Origin of the sequence: Qipengyuania gaetbuli (assembly GCF_009827315.1) — a bacterium.
GTDB lineage: Bacteria > Pseudomonadota > Alphaproteobacteria > Sphingomonadales > Sphingomonadaceae > Qipengyuania > Qipengyuania gaetbuli.
Window position 1 is genome coordinate 1 of the sequence record NZ_WTYF01000003.1, and the last position, 19,647, is coordinate 19,647.

At 62.1% G+C, this 19,647-nt stretch carries 17 protein-coding genes and 1 tRNA gene; 10 read left to right on the forward strand and 8 right to left on the reverse strand.

Annotation, left to right across the window (positions count from 1 at the left end; all coding sequences use genetic code 11):
* Positions 1 to 38 precede the first annotated feature (38 nt).
* The gene (locus tag GRI42_RS00280; RefSeq protein ID WP_160606086.1) at positions 39 to 548 is read right to left on the reverse strand and encodes a hypothetical protein; all 510 of its coding nucleotides are present in this window, start codon (positions 546 to 548) and stop codon (positions 39 to 41) included.
* 241 nt (positions 549 to 789) lie between these two features.
* Here GRI42_RS00280 and GRI42_RS00285 point away from each other — a divergent pair, with 241 nt between their 5' ends.
* From GRI42_RS00285 to GRI42_RS00305, 5 genes are all read left to right on the forward strand, one after another.
* Positions 790 to 2,028 (forward strand): dicarboxylate/amino acid:cation symporter, encoded by a 1,239-nt coding sequence (locus GRI42_RS00285; protein WP_160606087.1) that lies wholly within the window; start codon positions 790 to 792, stop codon positions 2,026 to 2,028.
* A 536-nt stretch (positions 2,029 to 2,564) separates the two neighbouring features.
* Entirely contained in the window at positions 2,565 to 6,890 is a 4,326-nt protein-coding gene (locus tag GRI42_RS00290; RefSeq protein ID WP_234033743.1) for an NACHT domain-containing protein, read from the forward strand.
* 985 nt (positions 6,891 to 7,875) lie between these two features.
* Positions 7,876 to 8,100, forward strand: a complete 225-nt coding sequence (locus GRI42_RS00295) for a helix-turn-helix transcriptional regulator (protein ID WP_160606089.1) — start codon at positions 7,876 to 7,878, stop codon at positions 8,098 to 8,100.
* Complete coding sequence (locus GRI42_RS00300) at positions 8,097 to 9,365, forward strand: reverse transcriptase domain-containing protein (RefSeq protein WP_234033744.1); 1,269 nt, start codon at positions 8,097 to 8,099, stop codon at positions 9,363 to 9,365. The genes GRI42_RS00295 and GRI42_RS00300 overlap by 4 nt, the downstream gene beginning before the upstream one ends.
* Positions 9,362 to 9,721 (forward strand): hypothetical protein, encoded by a 360-nt coding sequence (locus GRI42_RS00305; RefSeq protein ID WP_160606091.1) that lies wholly within the window; start codon positions 9,362 to 9,364, stop codon positions 9,719 to 9,721. Before GRI42_RS00300 ends, GRI42_RS00305 begins: the two co-directional genes overlap by 4 nt.
* 95 nt (positions 9,722 to 9,816) lie before the next feature.
* Here the strand turns inward: GRI42_RS00305 and GRI42_RS00310 are convergent.
* Positions 9,817 to 9,908 (reverse strand) — tRNA-Ser (locus GRI42_RS00310).
* Between the two features lie 224 nt (positions 9,909 to 10,132).
* Here GRI42_RS00310 and GRI42_RS00315 point away from each other — a divergent pair.
* The 5 genes from GRI42_RS00315 (at position 10,133) to GRI42_RS00335 (ending at position 15,758) form a co-directional block, all read left to right on the forward strand.
* The gene (locus tag GRI42_RS00315; RefSeq protein WP_160606092.1) at positions 10,133 to 10,927 is read left to right on the forward strand and encodes a DUF1134 domain-containing protein; all 795 of its coding nucleotides are present in this window, start codon (positions 10,133 to 10,135) and stop codon (positions 10,925 to 10,927) included.
* A 111-nt stretch (positions 10,928 to 11,038) separates the two neighbouring features.
* Positions 11,039 to 12,220: an amino acid aminotransferase gene (locus GRI42_RS00320; protein ID WP_160606093.1), complete on the forward strand. Its 1,182-nt coding sequence runs from the start codon at positions 11,039 to 11,041 to the stop codon at positions 12,218 to 12,220.
* Between the two features lie 6 nt (positions 12,221 to 12,226).
* Positions 12,227 to 12,766 (forward strand): GNAT family N-acetyltransferase, encoded by a 540-nt coding sequence (locus GRI42_RS00325; RefSeq protein ID WP_160606094.1) that lies wholly within the window; start codon positions 12,227 to 12,229, stop codon positions 12,764 to 12,766.
* Positions 12,767 to 13,228: 462 nt separating this feature from the next.
* Positions 13,229 to 14,110, forward strand: coding sequence for an OmpA family protein (locus GRI42_RS00330; RefSeq protein WP_160606095.1), 882 nt, complete (start codon positions 13,229 to 13,231; stop codon positions 14,108 to 14,110).
* A 127-nt stretch (positions 14,111 to 14,237) separates the two neighbouring features.
* Positions 14,238 to 15,758 (forward strand): M20/M25/M40 family metallo-hydrolase, encoded by a 1,521-nt coding sequence (locus GRI42_RS00335; protein ID WP_234033745.1) that lies wholly within the window; start codon positions 14,238 to 14,240, stop codon positions 15,756 to 15,758.
* A gap of 15 nt (positions 15,759 to 15,773) precedes the next feature.
* Here GRI42_RS00335 and GRI42_RS00340 read toward each other — a convergent pair whose 3' ends face one another.
* From GRI42_RS00340 to GRI42_RS00365, 6 genes are read right to left on the reverse strand one after another with little or no spacing between them, the layout of a single operon-like run.
* Entirely contained in the window at positions 15,774 to 16,391 is a 618-nt protein-coding gene (locus GRI42_RS00340; RefSeq protein ID WP_160606096.1) for a riboflavin synthase, read from the reverse strand.
* Positions 16,392 to 16,409: 18 nt separating this feature from the next.
* Complete coding sequence (gene ribD, locus GRI42_RS00345; protein ID WP_160606097.1) at positions 16,410 to 17,384, reverse strand: bifunctional diaminohydroxyphosphoribosylaminopyrimidine deaminase/5-amino-6-(5-phosphoribosylamino)uracil reductase RibD; 975 nt, start codon at positions 17,382 to 17,384, stop codon at positions 16,410 to 16,412.
* Positions 17,365 to 17,835 (reverse strand): hypothetical protein, encoded by a 471-nt coding sequence (locus tag GRI42_RS00350; RefSeq protein WP_160606098.1) that lies wholly within the window; start codon positions 17,833 to 17,835, stop codon positions 17,365 to 17,367. The genes ribD and GRI42_RS00350 overlap by 20 nt, the downstream gene beginning before the upstream one ends.
* A gap of 32 nt (positions 17,836 to 17,867) precedes the next feature.
* On the reverse strand, positions 17,868 to 18,590 hold the full coding sequence (locus tag GRI42_RS00355) for a M48 family metallopeptidase (RefSeq protein ID WP_160606099.1): 723 nt from the start codon (positions 18,588 to 18,590) through the stop codon (positions 17,868 to 17,870).
* Positions 18,587 to 19,057: a YcgN family cysteine cluster protein gene (locus tag GRI42_RS00360; protein WP_160606100.1), complete on the reverse strand. Its 471-nt coding sequence runs from the start codon at positions 19,055 to 19,057 to the stop codon at positions 18,587 to 18,589. Before GRI42_RS00360 ends, GRI42_RS00355 begins: the two co-directional genes overlap by 4 nt.
* Entirely contained in the window at positions 19,045 to 19,626 is a 582-nt protein-coding gene (locus GRI42_RS00365) for an SCO family protein (RefSeq protein ID WP_234033746.1), read from the reverse strand. Before GRI42_RS00365 ends, GRI42_RS00360 begins: the two co-directional genes overlap by 13 nt.
* Positions 19,627 to 19,647: the final 21 nt, after the last annotated feature.

Genomic DNA, 19,647 nt, shown 5'->3' on the forward strand with positions numbered 1-19,647 from the left:
CGACCCGATTGGGGACATTTCTGGGGCGCGCGTTAGCCTTACCCAAATGGCCGTGCTTTGGGTCGGTCTTCAGCGATTGCGGGAAGAGCGAGCGCCAATAGCAAAGCAATGCCAGCAAACAGCGTAAGGCTCCAAGTTGCCCAGTCGAGAGCATACCAACTGCGTGCGCGTTCTTTCAATTCAGGATCGACCCAGTCATTATAACCACCCTCCGTAATGCGAGCGAACTCCGGCTCCAGAAGGATTCCTGCAAGAAGCCCACCTAAAATGAATAGGGCAAATGCGGTCACCATCAACCAGCGGCGGGAAGTCTTCCAGTTCGCAGCTAATGCAATTACGATCAAAGCAGCGGTGATCGGCGGCAATGTTTCCCAGAATGCGCTACTGTCGTAGCTGTATGCTCCTTCTAGCATCGCGAATGATCTAGGCGGTGCTTCCGTGATTGTGCTGACCAATACCGAGATTGCGAATAGCCCACCGCCAGCTTGCAGGAAGCAACTCGTAATCGCCGCCATCAGAGTAAGATTTCGAATGCTCAGGCTTCCCATGGTCCATCTCCCACTCAAAGGAGCTACCTGCCACAAACAGAAGCAAGAGCAATGTCCGCAATCCACCCCAATGGCGGTCTTACAAGAGCCTTGGAGGCCATGCTGAGAGCGGACAGGCCGCTTTGTCCCTAGACGGGCAAATAGCGGCTAGTCAGCTTACGACCCCATTGCGGACATTCCAAAGCAATTCTCTCGCGATCAATTGCTTGCGTTTGCAATACACTAAGAGCAGTTACGACTGATGTCTGGGGCAACTCGAATACTCGCAGCATTGGTCTTTGGACTGATCCTGGGGCTCACCTCTACCGCGATAGACGCAAGTTGGACCAAACGCGCAATTCCGGTTGCCGAACTGGTCGGAGGTATTTGGCTAGACGCCCTGAAGATGACCATCATTCCCCTTGTCGTTGCTCTCCTCGTGACCAGTATATCTGCCTCGACGGAGGTAGCGCGAACTAGCCGCCTCGCTGGAATATCTCTTATCTCGTTCGTTGCATTGCTGGGGATGTCGGCACTACTGTCGGCCTTCCTGACACCGGCACTTTTGCAGGCTTGGCCCTTATCCGCCGAGTTTGCAGCGGGATTAAGCTCTGGGCTCCCCGGTATTGAGAAGCGGCCAGAAGTTGTTGGTTTCGCTGATTTCTTGCGCGCTATTGTCCCGTCAAATCCGATTGCAGCAGCTGCCAATGACGCCATCTTGCCAGTCATTGTGTTCACAATTGTCTTCGCATTCGCGTTGACGCGCCTGCCAGATGAGCCTCGGCAGCAACTTTCCTCGTTCTTCAAAGCGCTGTCAGCGCTTATGTTGATTATGATCGGCTGGATTCTCTGGTTGGCCCCTATCGGTGTTTTGGCCTTGGCTTACACTTTGGGAGCACGAGCCGGCCTGTCCGCCTTCGGCGCATTGCTCCACTACATCGTCCTTGTCTCCTCCGTAGGGCTAGTGATTTGGCTGCTCGCCTATCTGCTTGCAGTATTTGGTGCCAAACTATCTTTTACGAAGTTTGCTAGTGCAGTTGCTCCAGCTCAAGCGGTAGCAATAAGCACGCAGTCTTCGCTTGCGTCCCTTCCCGCCATGCTGCGTGGTGCCGAAACACTAGGTGTCTCGCCGAACACTTCTGGGACAGTCCTGCCACTCGCTGTAGCTGTTTTTCGAGTGACCGGCCCTGCCATGAACCTCGCCGTCGTACTTTACATCGCACACTGGTTAGGGGTGGCGGTCGGCCCGGCCCAACTCGCAGCAGCGATTGTGACCGCAGCGATCACCAGCATGGGTTCGCCTAGCTTGCCAGGTCAAATCGGTTTCATAACCGCAACAGCACCCATCGCAATTGCTGCAGGCGTTCCGATCGAGCCTCTCCTATTGCTCGTCGCGGTAGAGAACATACCGGACGTTGTTCGAACCTTTGGTAATGTCACAATGAATGTAGCCGCTACGGCCACATTCGCTCGCCGAGTGAAAAGCTCTCTGCCTGCTTGACCCTGCCCGCAGGCCAAACGGGATGGCTACACTGATGCAATTGGCAACCCGGTTACGGCCGTTTCCTGTTAGATGGAAGCGTCCGCTTTCCACCCATAATCGGACGTTGGCGGTGCTCATTGCTGGAGCAAAGCTGCCGGTCCGCTTTCAGGTATTCTCAGGGGGCCCTGAACGTCCGGAATGAGGGCGCATTGCTGCCCAACAGCTTTCGGCATGAGCAGTCTGACGGCAGTGGGGCCGCTTGCGGGCCCTCCGCTACTAGGGCGAACGCCTGGAAAGCGGACTCGGCGCATCGCCCAAATGCTTTCTCCCTCGGTCTCAGTGGTCGAAGAAGCTCTTCGCTACAAATTTGTTGGTCCGGGTCTGGCAGCGAGATTGCGAGCTTGCCCTCTCTTACTCCTGTATTTCAACCACCTTTTAGTTTGATTCGGTCGCCAAGAAAGCGGCGCTGTCGTAAAGTGCTCCGATGCAACTACGGCAGATATCAAACACCATCAGTGCATGCTGGCTTTCCCTTACTATTGCGGGTGGCAGCAATGATTGACCGTCCCGTACCGTTGGAGCGCCGTTTCGAAGCGGTCTCGCAAGATGTCGATGAAGCGCAGACAGCCGACTATCTGGAGATGATGGGTTACGGTAAGCCGATAGGCTGGCCGCAAATCGACGCGCGCTACAGGACGGTTGTTCTGGCTGCGGGCGGAGCAGGGAAAACGTTCGAGTTCGAAGCCCGCGCCAGATATCTCGATGAACAAGGCCGCTATTCCTTCTTCATTCGCATCGAGGATATCGAAGGGGATTTCGAAACGGCTTTCGAAATCGGCGATGCGGCGGCGTTCGAGAAGTGGCGCTTGTCGTCCGGAGAAGCATGGTTCTTTCTCGACTCGGTCGATGAGGCCCAGCTCAGCCATCCGCGCGCCTTTGAAAAAGCGCTGCGGGCATTCGGAGCCAAGATCGCGGGCGCACAGGATCGCGCGCATATCTGCATTTCCAGCCGGCCCTATGCCTGGCAGCCCCGCCGGGATTTTGACCTCGTGAATAAGCTGTTCCCATCGGTACAGCTGAAACAGGAGCCGACCGGGCAGGATGTCGATCCGGACGAAAAAGCGGCAACCGAAGGCACCGGCTTGAAGGTGTTTCAGCTCAAGCCGCTGGATATGGACGAGATACGTCTTTTTGCCGCGCACCGCTCGGCATCGAGGATCGACGATTTCGTAACGGCTATCGAACGCGCTGATGTTATGGACCAGGCCGGACGGCCGTTCGATCTGGAGGGCTTAATTGCCAAATGGAACAGCGATGGCGCATTGGGCGGCAGGCTGGCACTTCTTCAGAACGATATCAACGTGCGCCTGCGGGAAATCAGGCCGACGCGAGAGGCGCAGCAGCCGCTCGATCTTGAACGCGCCCGCGAAGGAGCAAGATTGCTCGCGGCAGCAGTCCTACTCACCGGCGAGCCGGGCATACATGTTCCTGATGAAAGTCACGAGAAGCCCGGAATCGATGGCGCGGAGCTATTGGCGGGTTGGGGCGATCAAAAAGATATTCGGGCGCTTCTCGAACGTCCATTGTTCAATGATGTGCTGTATGGAATGGTGCGTTTTCGTCACCGCGACGTGCGCGAACTGCTGGCGGCCGAGTGGTTCGAAAGCCTGCTTAAAAAGGGCCATCGCCACGCGGTAGAAGCCCTCATCTTCCGCGAGCAATATGGTGAGCAGATCATCACGCTGCGGCTACGCCCGATCTTGCCTTGGCTGGCCCTGTCCGACGCAGAGATACGCAGCAAGGTTCTCGCTCTCGAGCCCGAAATTGCGATGGAAGGCGGCGATGTCGCCCGCCTGCCGATCAGTGAGCGTCGCAAATTGCTGCACAATGTTATCGAGCGCCTTATCAGCGGCGAAGGCAGCCGGTCGGTTAGCGACAACAGCGCCATCGCCCGGATCGCGCAGGAAGACCTCGCAGGCGATGCTCTGAAACTGATCGAAAAATACGCCGATCATGACGACGCGATATTCTTTCTCGGCCGGCTCGTCTGGCAGGGAGATATGAAGGCCTGCGTGCCCGCCTTGCTGCGTATTGCGGCAAATAGTGAGCGCGGGAAATACGCCCGTATCGCTGCGACCCGCGCGGTCATGACATGCGGTGATGCCGAACAGAAGCAGCGTCTGTGGGCTGCGCTAAAGGACTCTGCCGACGAGCTGCCTCGCGAACTGCTGTCGGAAGTCATTCTGAATTCCGCTGCGGATGGAGGGACGGTCGGGTTGCTTCTTGCCGGGCTGGAGAAGCTGCCGCCATACGAGCGTTTCGAAGCATCCGGCCTTACCCAGGCGATGCATGGCCTGATCGAACGGATGCCGGTCCATAAGAAGGACGCAGGCGGGCAGCCGCTGTCGGACCTGGTCGCCGGCCTCAACGCATTTCTCGAACGCGAGCCGCATATGGAGCGCCGCGAATGCCGCGTGTCGGAAGACCATGCCTGGCTGCTCGCGCATGTCAGCCACGCCGCCGAAAGGCTGGTCTCGGCGCAGGTCGATGCCGCGCTGTCGGACGATGTGATCTCCGTCATGCTCAAGATCCCCGCCGTGCGTTTCTGGCGATCGGGGGATATCGACGAATATAGCACCAAATTGCATGAGCTGGTCCCGGCCTGGCACGAACTGAATGACAAATTGTTATGGGCCAGCATTCATCAGGCGCGTGAACGAATGGAAACCAAGGATCAGCGTCTGACCACTCATCGTCAGGTCGCTTGGCTTGGGCATTACTGGAAATTTGGGCTCGAGCGCTTCGACGATGTGTTGGGCTTCATCCGCGACAATGTAGGTGGTCATCCCGACGACCCGCAGGTGGCGCTGTCGCTTGCCTTTCATATCTATCTCGATGCCGGAAGGCCACAACCCTTGCTGGACGCGCTGCAGGAGGCTGTTGCGGGCGATCCGGTGCTGGAAACCTATCTGGCAAACTGTCTCAATCCTCAGGAATCCGAGGCAATGCGGCAAATGCGCGAGGACTCGCTCTCGCGCAAACAGAAGAGCGCGAAGGAAAAGGAAGAGCAGCAGCGCAATCGCTCCAAATGGATTACCCGGATAAAGGCCAACCCGGATGTCGTTCGCGATCCGCCTGGTCTGAAACCCGATGAGTTCAGCAATGACCAATATTGGTTGATGCAGGAAATCGAAAGGGACGAAAGCCGTGTCAGCCGGGGCGAAGCCGCCAGCAACTGGCGTTTCCTAATACCCGAATTCGGCGAAGAGGTTGCCCGCGCGTTTCGCGATGCGGCAATTGCCTTCTGGCGGGCTTACAAACCCGGACTGCGCTCCGAAGGGGCCGACACCAGCACGATCCCCTATGCACTGATTTTCGCGATGACCGGCCTCTCTATAGAAGCGCAAGAGCGCGAGGATTTTCCGTCGGGCCTGGACCCCGAAGAGGTCGATCAGGCACTGCGATATCTGACCTCGGAGCTCAACGGCTTCCCCGAATGGCTGGAGAGTTTTTACACGGTCTTTCCCGAGCGGGTGTTGGCGGCGGTTCACAAGGAACTCGATTGGGAGCTCGACAATAGCGGCCCCGACACTGCGCATCACCATATTCTCCACGATCTGGTCTACTACGGATCATGGCTCCATGGCGCATTGGCACCGCGCCTGATCGAGCGTTTCATGTCGCAGAATTTTCCCAACGACGATGTGTTGCGCCATGTCCTGAACATCCTTGCAGGCGGCAAGACCGATCCGGCCAAGCTGCTGCAACTTGCCAAGCGGGGCATTGCCGCAAAGCCGGGATCGAACCGGCTTGCAACCTGGTACGCGCTGTGGGTCGACCTCGAACCGGAGACCGGAATTCCGGCTCTGGAAAGATGGTTGGCAAGCCTCAAAGCGCGCGAGGCCAAGGAGGTGGCCCAAAGCTTCATCACGCGGCTGGTCGGAACGCGCGGTATGCGCAGGGAAATCGAGCTTGGCGCGGGCAATTTCAAACAGCCGGCCCATCTGAAGTCGCTCTACGTCCTGATGCACAAATATATCCGCGCAAGTGAGGATATCGACCGCGTCGGTGGCGGCGTTTACTCGCCCGAGCTGCGCGACGATGCGCAGGACGCCCGCGATATGCTGTTCAACCTGCTGGTCGAGATGCCCGGCAAGGAGAGCTATATCGCGATCACGGAACTGATAACCGAGCATCCCGACGCGAGCTTTCGCGATTGGATGACGCACCAGGCACGCAAACGTGCGGTTCTCGATGGTGATCTGCCGCCCTGGACGGTCGAGCAAGTCCGCGAGTTCGGCAGGTCGCTGACGCTCGTTCCTACAACTAACCGCGAACTGTTCGAACAAGGTGTATTGCAGCTTCGGGAACTCAAGCACTGGCTCGAACAGGGCAATGAGAGCCCCTATGCCGCTTGGCAGGCGGTCAAGGGCGAGACGAAAATTCGCGGTCTGGTGGCCGGCGAGCTCAATCGGCGCGGGAAAACACTCTTCCGCTGCGCACAGGAGAACGAGTTTCCCAATCGTCAGCGGCCCGACATCTGGCTCTTGAACAACGATGTGCCGGCCCCGGTACCGATAGAGCTCAAGGTGCTTGATGAAGGCTGGAGCGGCCCCAAACTATGCGAACGGCTGCGCAATCAACTGGTGGGCGATTATCTGCGCGAGGACGGCGCGGAATGCGGCATCATGCTGCTGGTCTGGCAGGGCCGGGCAGGGGCCAAGCAGTGGCGCATCGACGGCAAATTGGTGTCGCTCGACGAGCTTGCTGATGCCCTGAAACGATACTGGTCCAGCATCGCCAACGACTATCCGGGCGTATCGGCGATCGACGTCGTTGTCATCAACCTCACCCGGCGGGCGTCGAAGGCGGATGACTAAAGGCTGGCGCATTCGAGAGCGTGCGAAGCGTGCTCTATCGCTTCTAACAGATTGAGCGGCAGATTTTTGGGATGACTTAGATGCCACCTAGATGTCCGATATGGGGGCGCAAAGCTGACAAGCTTCTGGCTATATCGACGCCTTTTCTCGGCCCGGTTCCGCATTGCCGAACTAGCTTTGTCCCCATGGACACAAGCATAGAAAGCGTCGGTGACTGACCACGGGAAAGATGCTCTTCGAGCAGTCCGAAAGCGCGCGAATTCGCACCAAAACGAACTATTGAACTGAGTCTCTAAATTGACCCGAGGGTCAAATTCCTGCATAATGGAGCCTCATCCAGAGAAGGTATTTCCTCACCAACCTGTCCGTTCCGGATAAGGTGGTTTCCGCACGTGCGGGATGTGGTCCTAGCGCAATCATCGGAATAGCAGCATTGCAAGCGATGCCTTCTCCAAGCCCAGGAGAATGGAATGCACCAATCGCAAATAGAGTTGATCGTTGGATGCCGCGCAGAGAACGTGTGCGGTCAGTGGATCGAATGCACGATCTCCCTGGATCAGGAAGACAGATTCCTGTTTCAGGCGGATCTTTGTCGCCAATGCCCAGACGATGATTTTTCCCTCTATAGATTGCAGGAGGAGGTAAATCTGCCCCTGACTGCAGAGTTGGTCTTGGGCCTATTGGTCTTGGTGGCTCAATCACCGTTCTACCCAACCGAAGCCGGCTTCTCGGTCTCGATTGCAGGGGAAAGCCCCTCCGCGAATCGGGCAGCGATTCGGATGCTCGAACCTAAAGTTCGGGCATCTTTTCACGTCCAGGATGTGCCGCGACAGATCTGTGAAAGTATCAGCAGAAAGTTATCTCGCATAGCCAAGTATCGAGAAACACAGTGTTTAGTTTTGACCCTGGGTTCAATTTGACTAAGTATCTGATATAATGTAGTTTTTATTGGACAGGGCGGAAATTTTCTGCATGCTTTATTGGCATGAGCAAGAAGCCCTACAAACAGGACCGTATCCTTCGCCGCCCGGAAGTCGAGCGGCTGACCGGACTTCGCAAGTCGACCATCTACCATCTCATGTCCGAAGGACTGTTCCCGAGGCCTATCCGACTCGGCAGGCGCGCTGTTGGCTGGCGTAGGTCGGAGTTGACCGATTGGAACATCGCCCGCCCCCGCGGCGGAAGTTTTGCACCCGGGGACAATGCATGAAGACCTGGGGCAGAATTACCCGAGCTAAGAAGCTTTCTCTCGCGAACGTAGCGCACGCGGCAGCTGGCGGAGATGTGCAGCGAGCCCTTGATCTAGCTCGTTCCCACATTCGCCGAACGAGTGTGAAAGCCCACGCCTTTCGTAGGGCGACGAACTTCGGAGCAAGCAATCTCTACGCCACTCTGGAGCGTGCATCGTGTCTGGACCTATTCCGACCGGAGCCGCGCCCCATCGCTTGGCGGTACGAGGAAAAGAGGCGCGGGCGCTACCGAATTGTCTGCGACCCGCCGGTAGCAGTGCGCGTTGGTCAGCTCATAGCGAAGGAACTGCTGCGAGCTCAGTGGAACGCTCGACCGCACATCTTCGAATGGCCGGGTCACGGCGGCTGCCAAGGCGCGGTTGCGGCAGTGCGTGACGCACTCAACACTCATGGGCGCTACGTTGTGAGTGCGGACATCCGCGACTGCTATCCAACGTTCAACCCAGACTATCTCTACACCACCAACATGCTCCCGCCTGAGTTTGTCGCAACTATGCTGGATAGTCGCCAGTTCAGGTACAGGGTCAAAGGGGATATTCCTTCCTCCATTGACCATACGGAGCAGACGCGCCCCCGGGGGCTTATGCAGGGCGGGGCGGCTTCCAGCACCTTCCTCGCTATCGCATTCGACGACCTTCCCGAGCACATGCCGGACGGTGTTGTACCGATCGTTTTTTCGGACAATATCATTCTGATCTGCCGGTCGGAAGTCGACTGCGAAGCCGCCGCCACCTCCCTCGGTCGGTATTTGGACGACAACCCGGCGGGCGCGTTTTCTCCTTCGATCGAATTGGCTTGGGTCAGGTGTCACGCCGAGGATGCGGATAATCCGCACGCAGCGTCCCTTCCTCGTTCCTTCGAACAACTTGGCTATTGTTTCTGCACCAATAGCGCGGGCGACTGCATTGCAGTCCCCTCGGCTGCGAACGAACGCAAAGCCTGGCTGCGTGGGGCCCACTACATTGCGGGGCAATCGCGCGGCCTTTCGCAGACGCCGACATTCCAGGACATCGTCCAGGAGGTGCTCGTCGGCTTCCCAGCGCGCTCTCCTGAAGCAGACGAATATTTTGCCGGTGTTATGGAGCCAGAATACGTCGCTGTTTGCCGTGCGAGGCGGATGGTGGCCACGGGATCGACGCCCGATGGCTATGTCTGGATCGATGGGCTCCCAGTGCGAAACCGCACCCGTAAGCCTCCCGCGCCACCTTGGACCTGTGAGGCATGACTCGCCGCGCAGGATGGACCGAAGAAAGGCGAGAGCGCCAGCGGCAAGCGATTCAATGCTGGCGACCGTGGGATAAGTCGACCGGCCCCCGGACAAAAGAGGGCAAGGAGCGCTCGTCGCGGAACGCGACGCGCGAGCGAGAACTCCGGGAGGTTGAGACCTATATGCAACTGCTTAGCCTGCGGCGCGAAAGGGACGCAGGCGCACTCGGCGGCAAGATGCCATCCCCCGAACGTATGACTTGGTTGCAGGATGAGATCGCAGCCCTCGAAGCCGCTCTCGATCCGGATTCGGGCCTCGCCGAATTTCTTGCAGAATCCACCGAAAACGATGATGATGCGTTTGACCCGATGTAACGCGCCGGAATTGTTGCGTTGTGGGGAAAATTGTGGGGGTGGCCTCCGGCTACAACGAAAAGTTCTCCACTTTTCAGGTGCATGCCTAGAAATGATGGCGGAGACGGAGGGATTCGAACCCTCGATACCCGTTACCAGGTATGGCTCCTTAGCAGGGAGCTGGTTTCAGCCACTCACCCACGTCTCCGCATCGCAAGCCTCGGCTGCGAGGGGCGCGCTATAGCTAGGGGGGCACCGGCCATCAAGTGCAATTCCTCCTTCCACGATTCACCGCTTCCCGGACTCGGTTCGGCGCGAATCCGATTCGGTTCATCGCCCTGTCATTGCCCGCCTGCTTGAAAGCGATTCTCCTGTCGCAGGTGACCTTCGTTGGCGCGCCTGCGGGCAGGGTCACGGGAAGGGAATATCGAGATGAATACGGCACGCAGCATCCTAGTTAGCCTGGCCGCAGGGCTCGGCCTGCTTGCGACGCCCCTTGCGGCACAGGTCGAAACGGTCGATCCCGATGCCGCCTATGAAGCGGTCATCGACGGCGACCTGGAAGAGGCGCCGGGCGAGCCTTCGCCTTACGCGGACCCCGACACGCAGCCGACCATCGTGCTGCCCGAATTCGAGGACGAGGCTACTCCGGTCGAATCCGGCGCCCCGCCGGTCTGGTCCGAACAGTCCGCCGAAGAGGCAGCATCCGCCCGCGTCGCGAGCGCCAATATCGACGATCCGTCCACCACCTACCGCGAGGATGACCTCATCGGCGCGGCAGAGGGCGTGTTCGGCAAGGGCGCCGAAGGCCTGGCGCAGATGATCAAGAAACTGCTCGCCGACCAGGGCGAGCCAAACGGCTATATCGTCGGCCGCGAGGCAGGCGGCGCTTTCGTCGTCGGCGCGCGCTACGGTTCGGGCACGCTGTTCCACAAGGTGGAAGGCGAGATGCCGGTCTATTGGACCGGCCCGTCGATCGGCTTCGATGCCGGGGCGAACGCCGGCAGCACTTTCGTGCTGGTCTACAACCTCTACGACACGGAAGAGCTTTACGAGCGCTTCCCCGCCGCGGAAGGCCAAGCCTATCTGATCGGCGGCCTCACCGCGAGTTACGTGCGCAAGGGCGATGTCGTCCTCATTCCGATCCGCATGGGTGCCGGGCTCCGGCTCGGCGTCAACGCGGGCTACATGCGTTTTTCCAAGAAGCAGCGCTGGCTGCCGTTCTGAGCCCCCAAAGGGCTGCCCCGAGCAGAGGTCGCACTCACAACAAGGGCTCCTATACGGGCCGCAACCGAATTCCGGTTGCGGCCCTTCGTTTGTTGGGCGAAAGGGGCGCCCATGCTCGATACACTTGACGCCCAGCCGCCAGACGCCCTCCTTGCCCTGATCAAAATGTACGCCGCCGACGAGCGCGCGGACAAGATCGACCTCGGCGTTGGGGTCTATCGCACCAATGAAGGCGCGACCCCGGTTTTCCGGGCGATCAAGCAGGCCGAACAGCGCCTGATCGACGAGCAGGACAGCAAATCCTATCTCGGCCCCGAAGGCGATACCGGCTTCGTGGAGGTGCTGCGCCCCTACATCTTCGGCAAGGACTGCCAGCTGACCGACCGCATCGGCGGCATGCAGACGCCGGGCGGCACGGGCGCAGTCCGGCTTGCCGTGGCGCTGGCCGCCAAGGCGGGCGTCACGCGCATCCATCTCGGCATTCCCAGCTGGCCGAACCATGCCCAGATCCTCGATGACGTGGGCGTCGAAACCGTTCCCTTTCGCCATGCAACGCCCGAAGGCACGGCCGATCTCGATGCCGTGCTCGGCGCGATCCGCACTGCCGGCCCCAAGGACGCGGTCCTGCTACACGGCTGCTGCCACAACCCGACCGGCATCGACTACACCGATGCGGAGTGGGGCGAGATTGCGAAGGCCTTCGCCGAAACCGGCGTGCTGCCGATCCTCGACATCGCCTATCAGGGCCTCGGCCACGGGATGGAGGAAGACGTCGCCGGTGTGCGCATCGTGCTGGATGCCGTGCCCGAAGCGCTGGTCGCCTACAGCTGCGACAAGAACTTCGGCCTCTACCGCGACCGCGTGGGTGCCTTCTATATGATGGCGAAGGAACCGGCGCAGCTGGCGGCCATCGTGTCGAATGCCAATGCGCTGGCCCGTGCGAACTGGTCGATGCCGCCCGATCACGGCGGCGCAGCGGTTCGCGTGGCGCTGAGCGACGCGGGCATGACGCAGGTCTGGCTGGACGAGCTCGACGAGATGCGCGCCCGCATGCGCCGCGTCCGCGACCGGCTGGCCGCCGCCGACAACGAAGTGCCGGGCCTCGGCCTTGCCGCGCTGGCCCAGCAGAACGGCCTGTTCGCCATGCTGCCGCTGTCCAAGGAGCAGATCACCAGCCTGCGGGAAGACCATGCCATCTACATGGCAGGATCGGGCCGGATCAACGTGGCCGGTCTCCATGCGGGCAATACCGACAAGTTCATCGCCGCGCTGGCCGACGTCACCAAGGGCTGAAGGCACATGGACCGGCAGCCGACCCTCGAGACCGAGCGGCTGCTGATCCGCCCGATGGCGCAAGACGACCGCGAGGCGCTCTTCGCGGTCGCCTCCGATCCGATGGTTTGGGAGCAGCATCCCATCCACGACCGCTGGCGGCGCGAGGTCTTCGACCGTTTTTTCGACGAATGCCTTGCCAGCGGTGGCGGCCTTGCTGTCATCCGCAAGGACACCGGCCGCGTGGTCGGCGCATCGCGCTATGACGTGTACGACCCCGAAGAGGGCGGCGTGGTCGAGATCGGCTGGACCTATCTCGAACGCGCCTGCTGGGGGAAGGGCATCAACACCGAGATGAAGCGGGCCATGCTCGCCCATGCGCTGTCGCAGGTGGCGGTGGTCGAGTTCCGCGTGGGCGACACCAACTACCGTTCGCGCAACGCGCTCGAGGCCATCGGGGCGGAGCGCACGCGCAGCTACGAGGTCGACCGGTACCAGGGCAAGCGCGTGGTGCATCTGGTCTACGAGATCACCCGCGAGAGCTTCGCGTCAGGGCCACTGGCCTGATGTAGGATTGCGGCAGGACTTGCCGCAGGCAGGCTCCTACAGGCTGGAACACTTGGAACACGGTCCTGGCGGGAAAAACCTGGGACCTGTGCGAGATGCCGTTTTCGGTCGGTTTCGGGGTGGAATGCGGGCGACGACATAGCCCGGTATCGTGCAGATTCGCGCCCGGTAGGAAACCCACGCGCAGCCTGCGATAAAGCCGTCCCCGGCTCGGTTCATCGCAGACTGTGCCCGAACCGCCCCCTGTGGTAACGGGGTATGCGAGGCTGTTAATAGGCTCGCAAGGTAGGCTTGCGCACGGGCTTCGCGGGCGGCGGTTCGTCTGTCCGTCCCAACCAAAGCGATAAGAACCTACCAATTTGACGCGAAGGGGCTCTGACGGCCGGCGGGAATATCAGGGGAGCAGCGGTGCCAGCGGTACCGGACCTGCGTCGCCGGACGGTCAATCGAAGGAGCAAGATTATGAAGTTCATTTCCAAGAGCGCTGTCGCCATTGCCGCGGTCAGCATGCTTGCCGTGCCGGTCGCCGGCGTTTCGGCACAGAATTACGACCAGCAGGAAGGCGAAGTGCTGACGACCGTTTATGGTGCAGCCCCGGCCGACCTGTCGGACATGCCGAAAGGCCCGGAAGTCGAAGGCATCATCTCGGCCCGCAAGGACGACAAGATCCAGGTCACGACCGCCGACGGCAACCGCACCGTGGTGACGCTCAGCGCGGCCACCGAAGTGCGTAGCAGCGGCGGCTTCCTCGGCCTCGACCGAGACAAGCTGGGGGCAGAAGCCCTGCTCAACGGCCTGCCGGTCACCGTGGAAACTGTCCAGTGGGGCGACCGCGGGCTGATCGCTGCCAAGGTCGCGGTCAAGAACAAGGACCTCAAGACCGCGCAGATGATCCAGAACGGTACCGACCAGCGCTTCACCGCCAATGAAGCGGCCACCGACGCGCTGCGCAGCCGTGTCGCCGACATCGACCAGTACAACGTCAAGGGCACGACCAACGTCTATTTCGACACCGGCAAGTACAACCTGTCGGACGATGCGCGCCGCGACCTGTGCGATGCTGCCAACCAGGCGAATGCGACGGACAACGCGCTGCTTCTCGTGGTCGGCTACACCGATTCCACCGGCGATTACGAGTTCAACCAGGAACTCAGCGAAAAGCGCGCCAGCCGCGTCGTGAACTACCTGCAGCAGCAGTGCGGCTGGAAGCCGTATCGCATGCTGACGCCGACGGGCATGGCTGAAGCCGACCCGGCAGCGGACAATTCGACCGAGGAAGGCAAGGCGCAGAACCGCCGCGTTGCCGTCAACATCCTCGTCAGCAAGAGCGTCGACGGCCTCTAAGGCCCGGCGCACAGCTTCGACTTCCGAGCGGGGCGGGCCATTGCGGCCTGCCCCGCTTTTTCTTTGTGCCGCCACCCCATTGCGCAGACGCGTTCGGGTGTTAGTCTTGCCCCCAATCACAGGGGAGATGATGATGGTGCGGCTGACGACTTCATTCGGCGCGGTGGCGCTGCTGGCCTTCGCGGCTATTCCGGCGAATGCGGAAACGCCTGACCGTGACGAGATCCTCGGCACTGTGGTCGAACAGCGCGGGGCGACGGTGCAGGCGCTGCGCGACTGGATCGCCCTGCCGACCATCGCGGCGGAAAAGCGCAACACCACTGAAGGCGCGGAATACATGCGCAAGCTCGCGCTCGATGCAGGCTTCAAGCACGCCGAGATCATTCCTACCGACGGCGTGCCGGGCGTGTTCGCCACGCTCGATGCGGGGGCCGACACCACGCTCGGCATCTATTTCATGTACGACGTGAAGCAGTACGACCCTGCAGAATGGAGCTCGCCTCCGCTCGAAGGCAGGCTGGTCGACCGTCCGGGCGAAGGGCAGGCCATCATGGGGCGCGGCGCGGTCAACCAGAAGGGGCCCCAGACGGCATTCCTCGCCGCGATCAAGGCGATCCAGGCCAGCGGGCGCAAGCTGCCCGTCAACCTCGTGCTCGTGGCCGAGGGCGAGGAAGAGGTCGCCTCGACCAATTTCCACCAGGTCGTTGCCGTGCCGCAGGTGCGCGAAGCCCTGTCCAAGACCATCGGCGTCTTCATCCCTTCTGCCGCGCAGAGCAAGGACGGCAGTGCCAACATCACGCTGGGGGCCAAGGGCGCGATCGAGTTCCAGCTGGTCGTGGGCGGCGAGACGTCGGACAAATATCCCAAGACCGATATCCACTCCTCCAACCATGCGCGCATCGAAAGCCCCGTCTGGCGGCTGGTGAAGGCGCTCGACACGCTGGTCGCGGATGACGGGCACACGCCGGCCATCGACGGCTGGTTCGAAAACGTGCGCCCGCTGACCGAGCGGCAAAAAGAGCTGATCGCGCAAGGTGCCAAGCTCAATCCCGAATCGGAAGTGAAGGCGCTGCTGGGCGTGGGCCGGTGGATCGACGACGAACCCTATGTCACCAGCCTGGAGCGGCTGGTTTCGCAGCCCACGGTCAATATCCAGGGGTTGGTGGCAGGCTACATGGGGCCGGGCGGCAAGACCGTGCTGCCGGGCCGCGCGGAGGCGAAGCTGGAATTCCGCCTGGTGCCCGCGATGACCAAGGACGAGGCCGTGAGCAAGCTCAAGGCCCACCTCACCAAGCGCGGCTTCGACGATGTGCAGGTGACGATTTCGGGCGGCTATGGCCCCAACGAGACCGAAGAGGACAGCACGCTGATCCGCGCGCAGAAGAAGCTCTTCGAACAGTCGGGCATCCCCTATTCGATCACGCCGCGCAGCGCGGGCAGCTGGCCGGGGGTCATCTTCAACGGCGCGCCGCTCAACCTGCCGGCCTCGCAGTTCGGCCTGAGCCGCGGGGGCGGGGCCCATGCGCCGAACGAATGGTTCCTGATCGAAAGTAGCGACCCCAAGGTGAACGGCATCGACGGGGCCACAATGGCCTATGTCGATTATCTCTATGTGGTGGCGGAAGAGGCCGAAAGCGCCGCCGACTGACGGCTGCGCGCGAGGTCAGCCCTGCAGGCTTTGCATCCGCTTGAGGTAGCGGGCGAGCACGTCGATCTCGAGATTGACGGTATCGCCTTCGCTTAAGTCGCCCAGCGTGGTGACTTCGCCCGTGTGCGGGATGATGTTGAGCGCGAAATCGCACGTCCCGTCGGTCCGGTCGCGCACGTCGTTCACGGTCAGCGACACGCCGTCTACGGTGATCGAACCCTTTTCGGCCACGAAGGGCGCGAATTCGCGCCCGATACGGATGGCGAGCATGGTCGAACCACCCGCATCGCGCACTGCGACGACCTGTCCGACGGTGTCGACGTGGCCGGTCACGAGATGCCCGCCAAGCTCGTCGCCGAGGCGCAGCGCAGGTTCGAGATTGAGCTTGCGTCCCTCGGCCCACATGCCCGGGACGGTGCGGCGGATCGTTTCACCCGATACGTCGAAGCCGATGCGCGCCGCGCCTGCTTCACCGGCCAGTTCCACCACGGTCAGGCACACGCCCGAACAGGCGATCGATGCGCCGATATCGATGGTGGCCGGATCGAAAGGGCAGGCCACGGTCACGCGCGTGTCGCGCCGCGTCTCGACGCTTTCGATGGTGCCGATGGCGGTGACGATACCGGTGAACATGCGTGACGGGCCCCTTGCTTAACGCGTGCGGCGATAGGCGGTGAATTGGTCGCTGCCAAGGCGGCGGTGTTCGGTTTCCTCCCAGCGCCCGTGTGCATCCGCCAGCGAACCGATAGCAATGTCGCCGATGCTGGGGCGCCCGCCGCCGATGACGATCGGGGCGCGGTAGATTTCGAGCCGGTCGACAAGGTCTTCGGCAAGGAAGCTGGCCGCCGTCTGCGCGCCGCCTTCGACATAGAGATATTGAACGCCCTCGAGGCCCGCGATCTGAGCAGGGCGGTTGATGATCGTCGCGCCTTCAAGCGGCACGCCGCGAGTCAGCACGACCCGGCGGAGCGTGCGCCCTTCGAGACCCGGCAGGCGCACGTCGAGGCGCGGACGGTCCGCGCGCCACGTGCCGCCGCCGACGAGGATCGCATCCTGCTTGGCGCGGCGCGAATGGACATGGGCGCGCGCTTCCTCGCCGGTGATCCACTGGCTCTCGCCATCCGCTGCAGCGATACAGCCGTCGAGCGAGAGCGCGACCTTGAGCGTCACGAAAGGCCGGCCTTCCGCAGCGCGCATGAGGTAGCCGGCAAGGCTGTCGTGCGACGCGCGCGATGGCAGAAGCACGGCTTCGATGCCCGCCTCTTTCAGCCGCGCGATGCCGCCACCGGCGGTGCGCGGGTCGGGATCGCCAACGCCGATCACCACGCGGGCGAGGCCCGAACCTGCCAGCAGGTCCGCGCAGGCGGGCCCGCGCTCAGACTTGTGGGCGCAGGGCTCCAGGGTGACATAGGCAGTGGCACCGTGCGCCCGGTCGCCGGCCTGTGCCAGTGCTACGGCCTCGGCATGGGGGCGGCCGCCCTCTGCGGTCCAGCCGCGCCCGACGACCATGCCGTCGTTCACGATAAGGCATCCGACCGCGGGATTGGGGCACGACAGGGGCCGGCCGCGCGCGGCGAGGCGCGCTGCGGCGTCGAGCCAGTGCGCGTCAGTCGGCGGTGTCTGCAACCGGCTTGTCCGTAGCCTGCTGGCGTTCACCGAAGAGCCGTTCGAGCCGCTCGCGCTCGGCCTTTTCGGCGGCGGCGCGTTCGGCCTCGGCCTTGGCTTCGGCGGCGGTCGTATCGACGCCAGTGGCAGCGCCCACACGGCGATAGAGATCACGCTTTTCCTGCTCGATCCGGTCGAGTTCCGCCTGGCGCTCTTCCTTGCGGCGCTGGTTCTCGACGTTGGACTGGCGGATTTCCTCGTCGGTCCGGCCTTCGGCAAAGGTGCGGATATATTCGACCTCGAATTCCTCCGGCGGCATGAAAACGCGCTCGTGCGTCAGGATCGAAATCAGGCCGACGCAGAAAGCGACCGACAGCGCCAGGAACGCCCAGCGATAGGGCTGGGGCTGGCGGATATAGGACCAGAAGTCGGCCACACCGCCGACTGGGTTCACTCGTCTGAAGTAACGCATGGGGCCGAGATAGTAGACGCAGCGGCTTTCCGCTAGCTGAAGCTGGCGTACAACTTGCGGCCGTGGCGCGAGAGCCAGGCGTTCGCCTCCTCCACCTCCCCTTCGAACAGGCGGTCGAGCAGCGCGTGGAAAGCCGGGCTGTGGTCGAAATGGACGAGGTGTGCGACCTCGTGCGCAACCACCGAACGGCGCACGTGGTCGGGAGCCATTACCAGCCGCCAGTTGAGGCGCAGCACGCCTTCGCTCGAACAGCTGCCCCAGCGCCGCTTGGCGCGGGTCAGGCGGACGGGCGCGACGGCAAGGCCGGCACGGGCGCAATATTGCGCGGCATCATCGGAAAAGTGCCGCTCCGCCTCGGCTTCGAGCCAGCGCTGCAGGCGCCTTGCGAGCGTATCCTCCGGCCCGCCCAGCGTAAGCCTGCCGTCGGCCAGCACCGGCCTGCGCGGCGCATCGGCGCGCCAGTCGATGGCGATTTCCTCCCCGCGATAGGGCAGGGTGCCGCTGGCAACCGGGTCGTGCGCTTCGGGCACCTTGGCCAGCTGGACTTCGAGCCATGCGGCGCGCGCATGGGCAAACGCGATGGCTTCCTTGCTGGCACACCAGCGCGGCAGGGTGATGCGCACGGCGCTGCCGTCTGGGGCAAGCCGCAAGGTCAGCCGCCGCGCGCGCGGATGGCGCCTTATCTCGATCGGGAGCGAACGGCCGGCGATGGTGATTTCCGGCTCAAGCGCCTCGCCCCGCAGCCACTCGATCATGCCGCTGCCTCTTCCCCGTCGTCCTCGCCGTCACCCCATTCGACGATGTGGTGTTCGAGCGGGCCTGCCTCGTCCTCGCTGATCACGCGTCCGGCAACGGATACGCCTGCGCGGATCACCGCCTCGCGGTCGCCCGTGAGCAGGTAATGCCAGCCTGGTAGCGGCCGGTCGTCGGCACGGCGGCGATAGGCGCAGGTATCGGGCAGCCATGGCACCTTGTCGACCAGCTTCAGCGTCAGGCGCAGGCAGTCGGGCACGAAGGCCTTGCGGTTCTTGTAGTCCTTGCAGCGCGCGGTCTGGCAATCGAGCAGGGTGCAGGCGACGTTCGTCTCCTCGATCTCGCCCGTGTCCTCGTATTCGACCTTGTGCAGGCAGCAGCGGCCGCAGCCGTCGCACAGCGCTTCCCATTCCTCCTGGTTGAGCTTGGCCAGCGGCAGCTCCCAGAAGCGGTCTCTCAGCGCACCCATTTGTCCAGTTCCGCCTTCACCGCTTCCGGCCCCTGGTCGGTCGGCAGCATGGCCAGTGGCGAGCCGTCCGGCGCAAAGAGGTAGGTGATGTTCGAGTGGTCCATCAGATATCCGCCGGCCTCGCTGTCGGCGCCGCGGGTGAAATAGACCGCGAACTTGTCCGCCGTGGCCTTGATGTCCGCTTCGCTGCCGGTGAGGCCGATCAGGCGCGGATGGAAGGCGTCGGTGAATTCCGCGACCACTTCGGGCGTGTCGCGCGCAGGGTCGACCGTGACGAAGAGCGGCTGGATCTTCGCGCCGAGGTCGGGCGAATCCTCCTCGAACTGCTTGAGGCCCGCCATCGCGCGCTGGACATCGGTCGGGCAGATATCGGGGCAGAAGGCATAGCCGAAATAGACGATGCGGTACTTGCCCGAAAAATCGCTCCACGAAACGTCGCTGCCGTCTTCGCCGATGAGGGTGAAATCGCCCCCGATGGCAGCGCCGGCCAGCGGCGGTTCCTCTGCCGGTGCGGCATTGCAGGAGGCGAGAAGGAGGGCGGTCAGGGCAACAGTGAATTTGTGGGGCATGACAGCATGGTTCATGGTCTG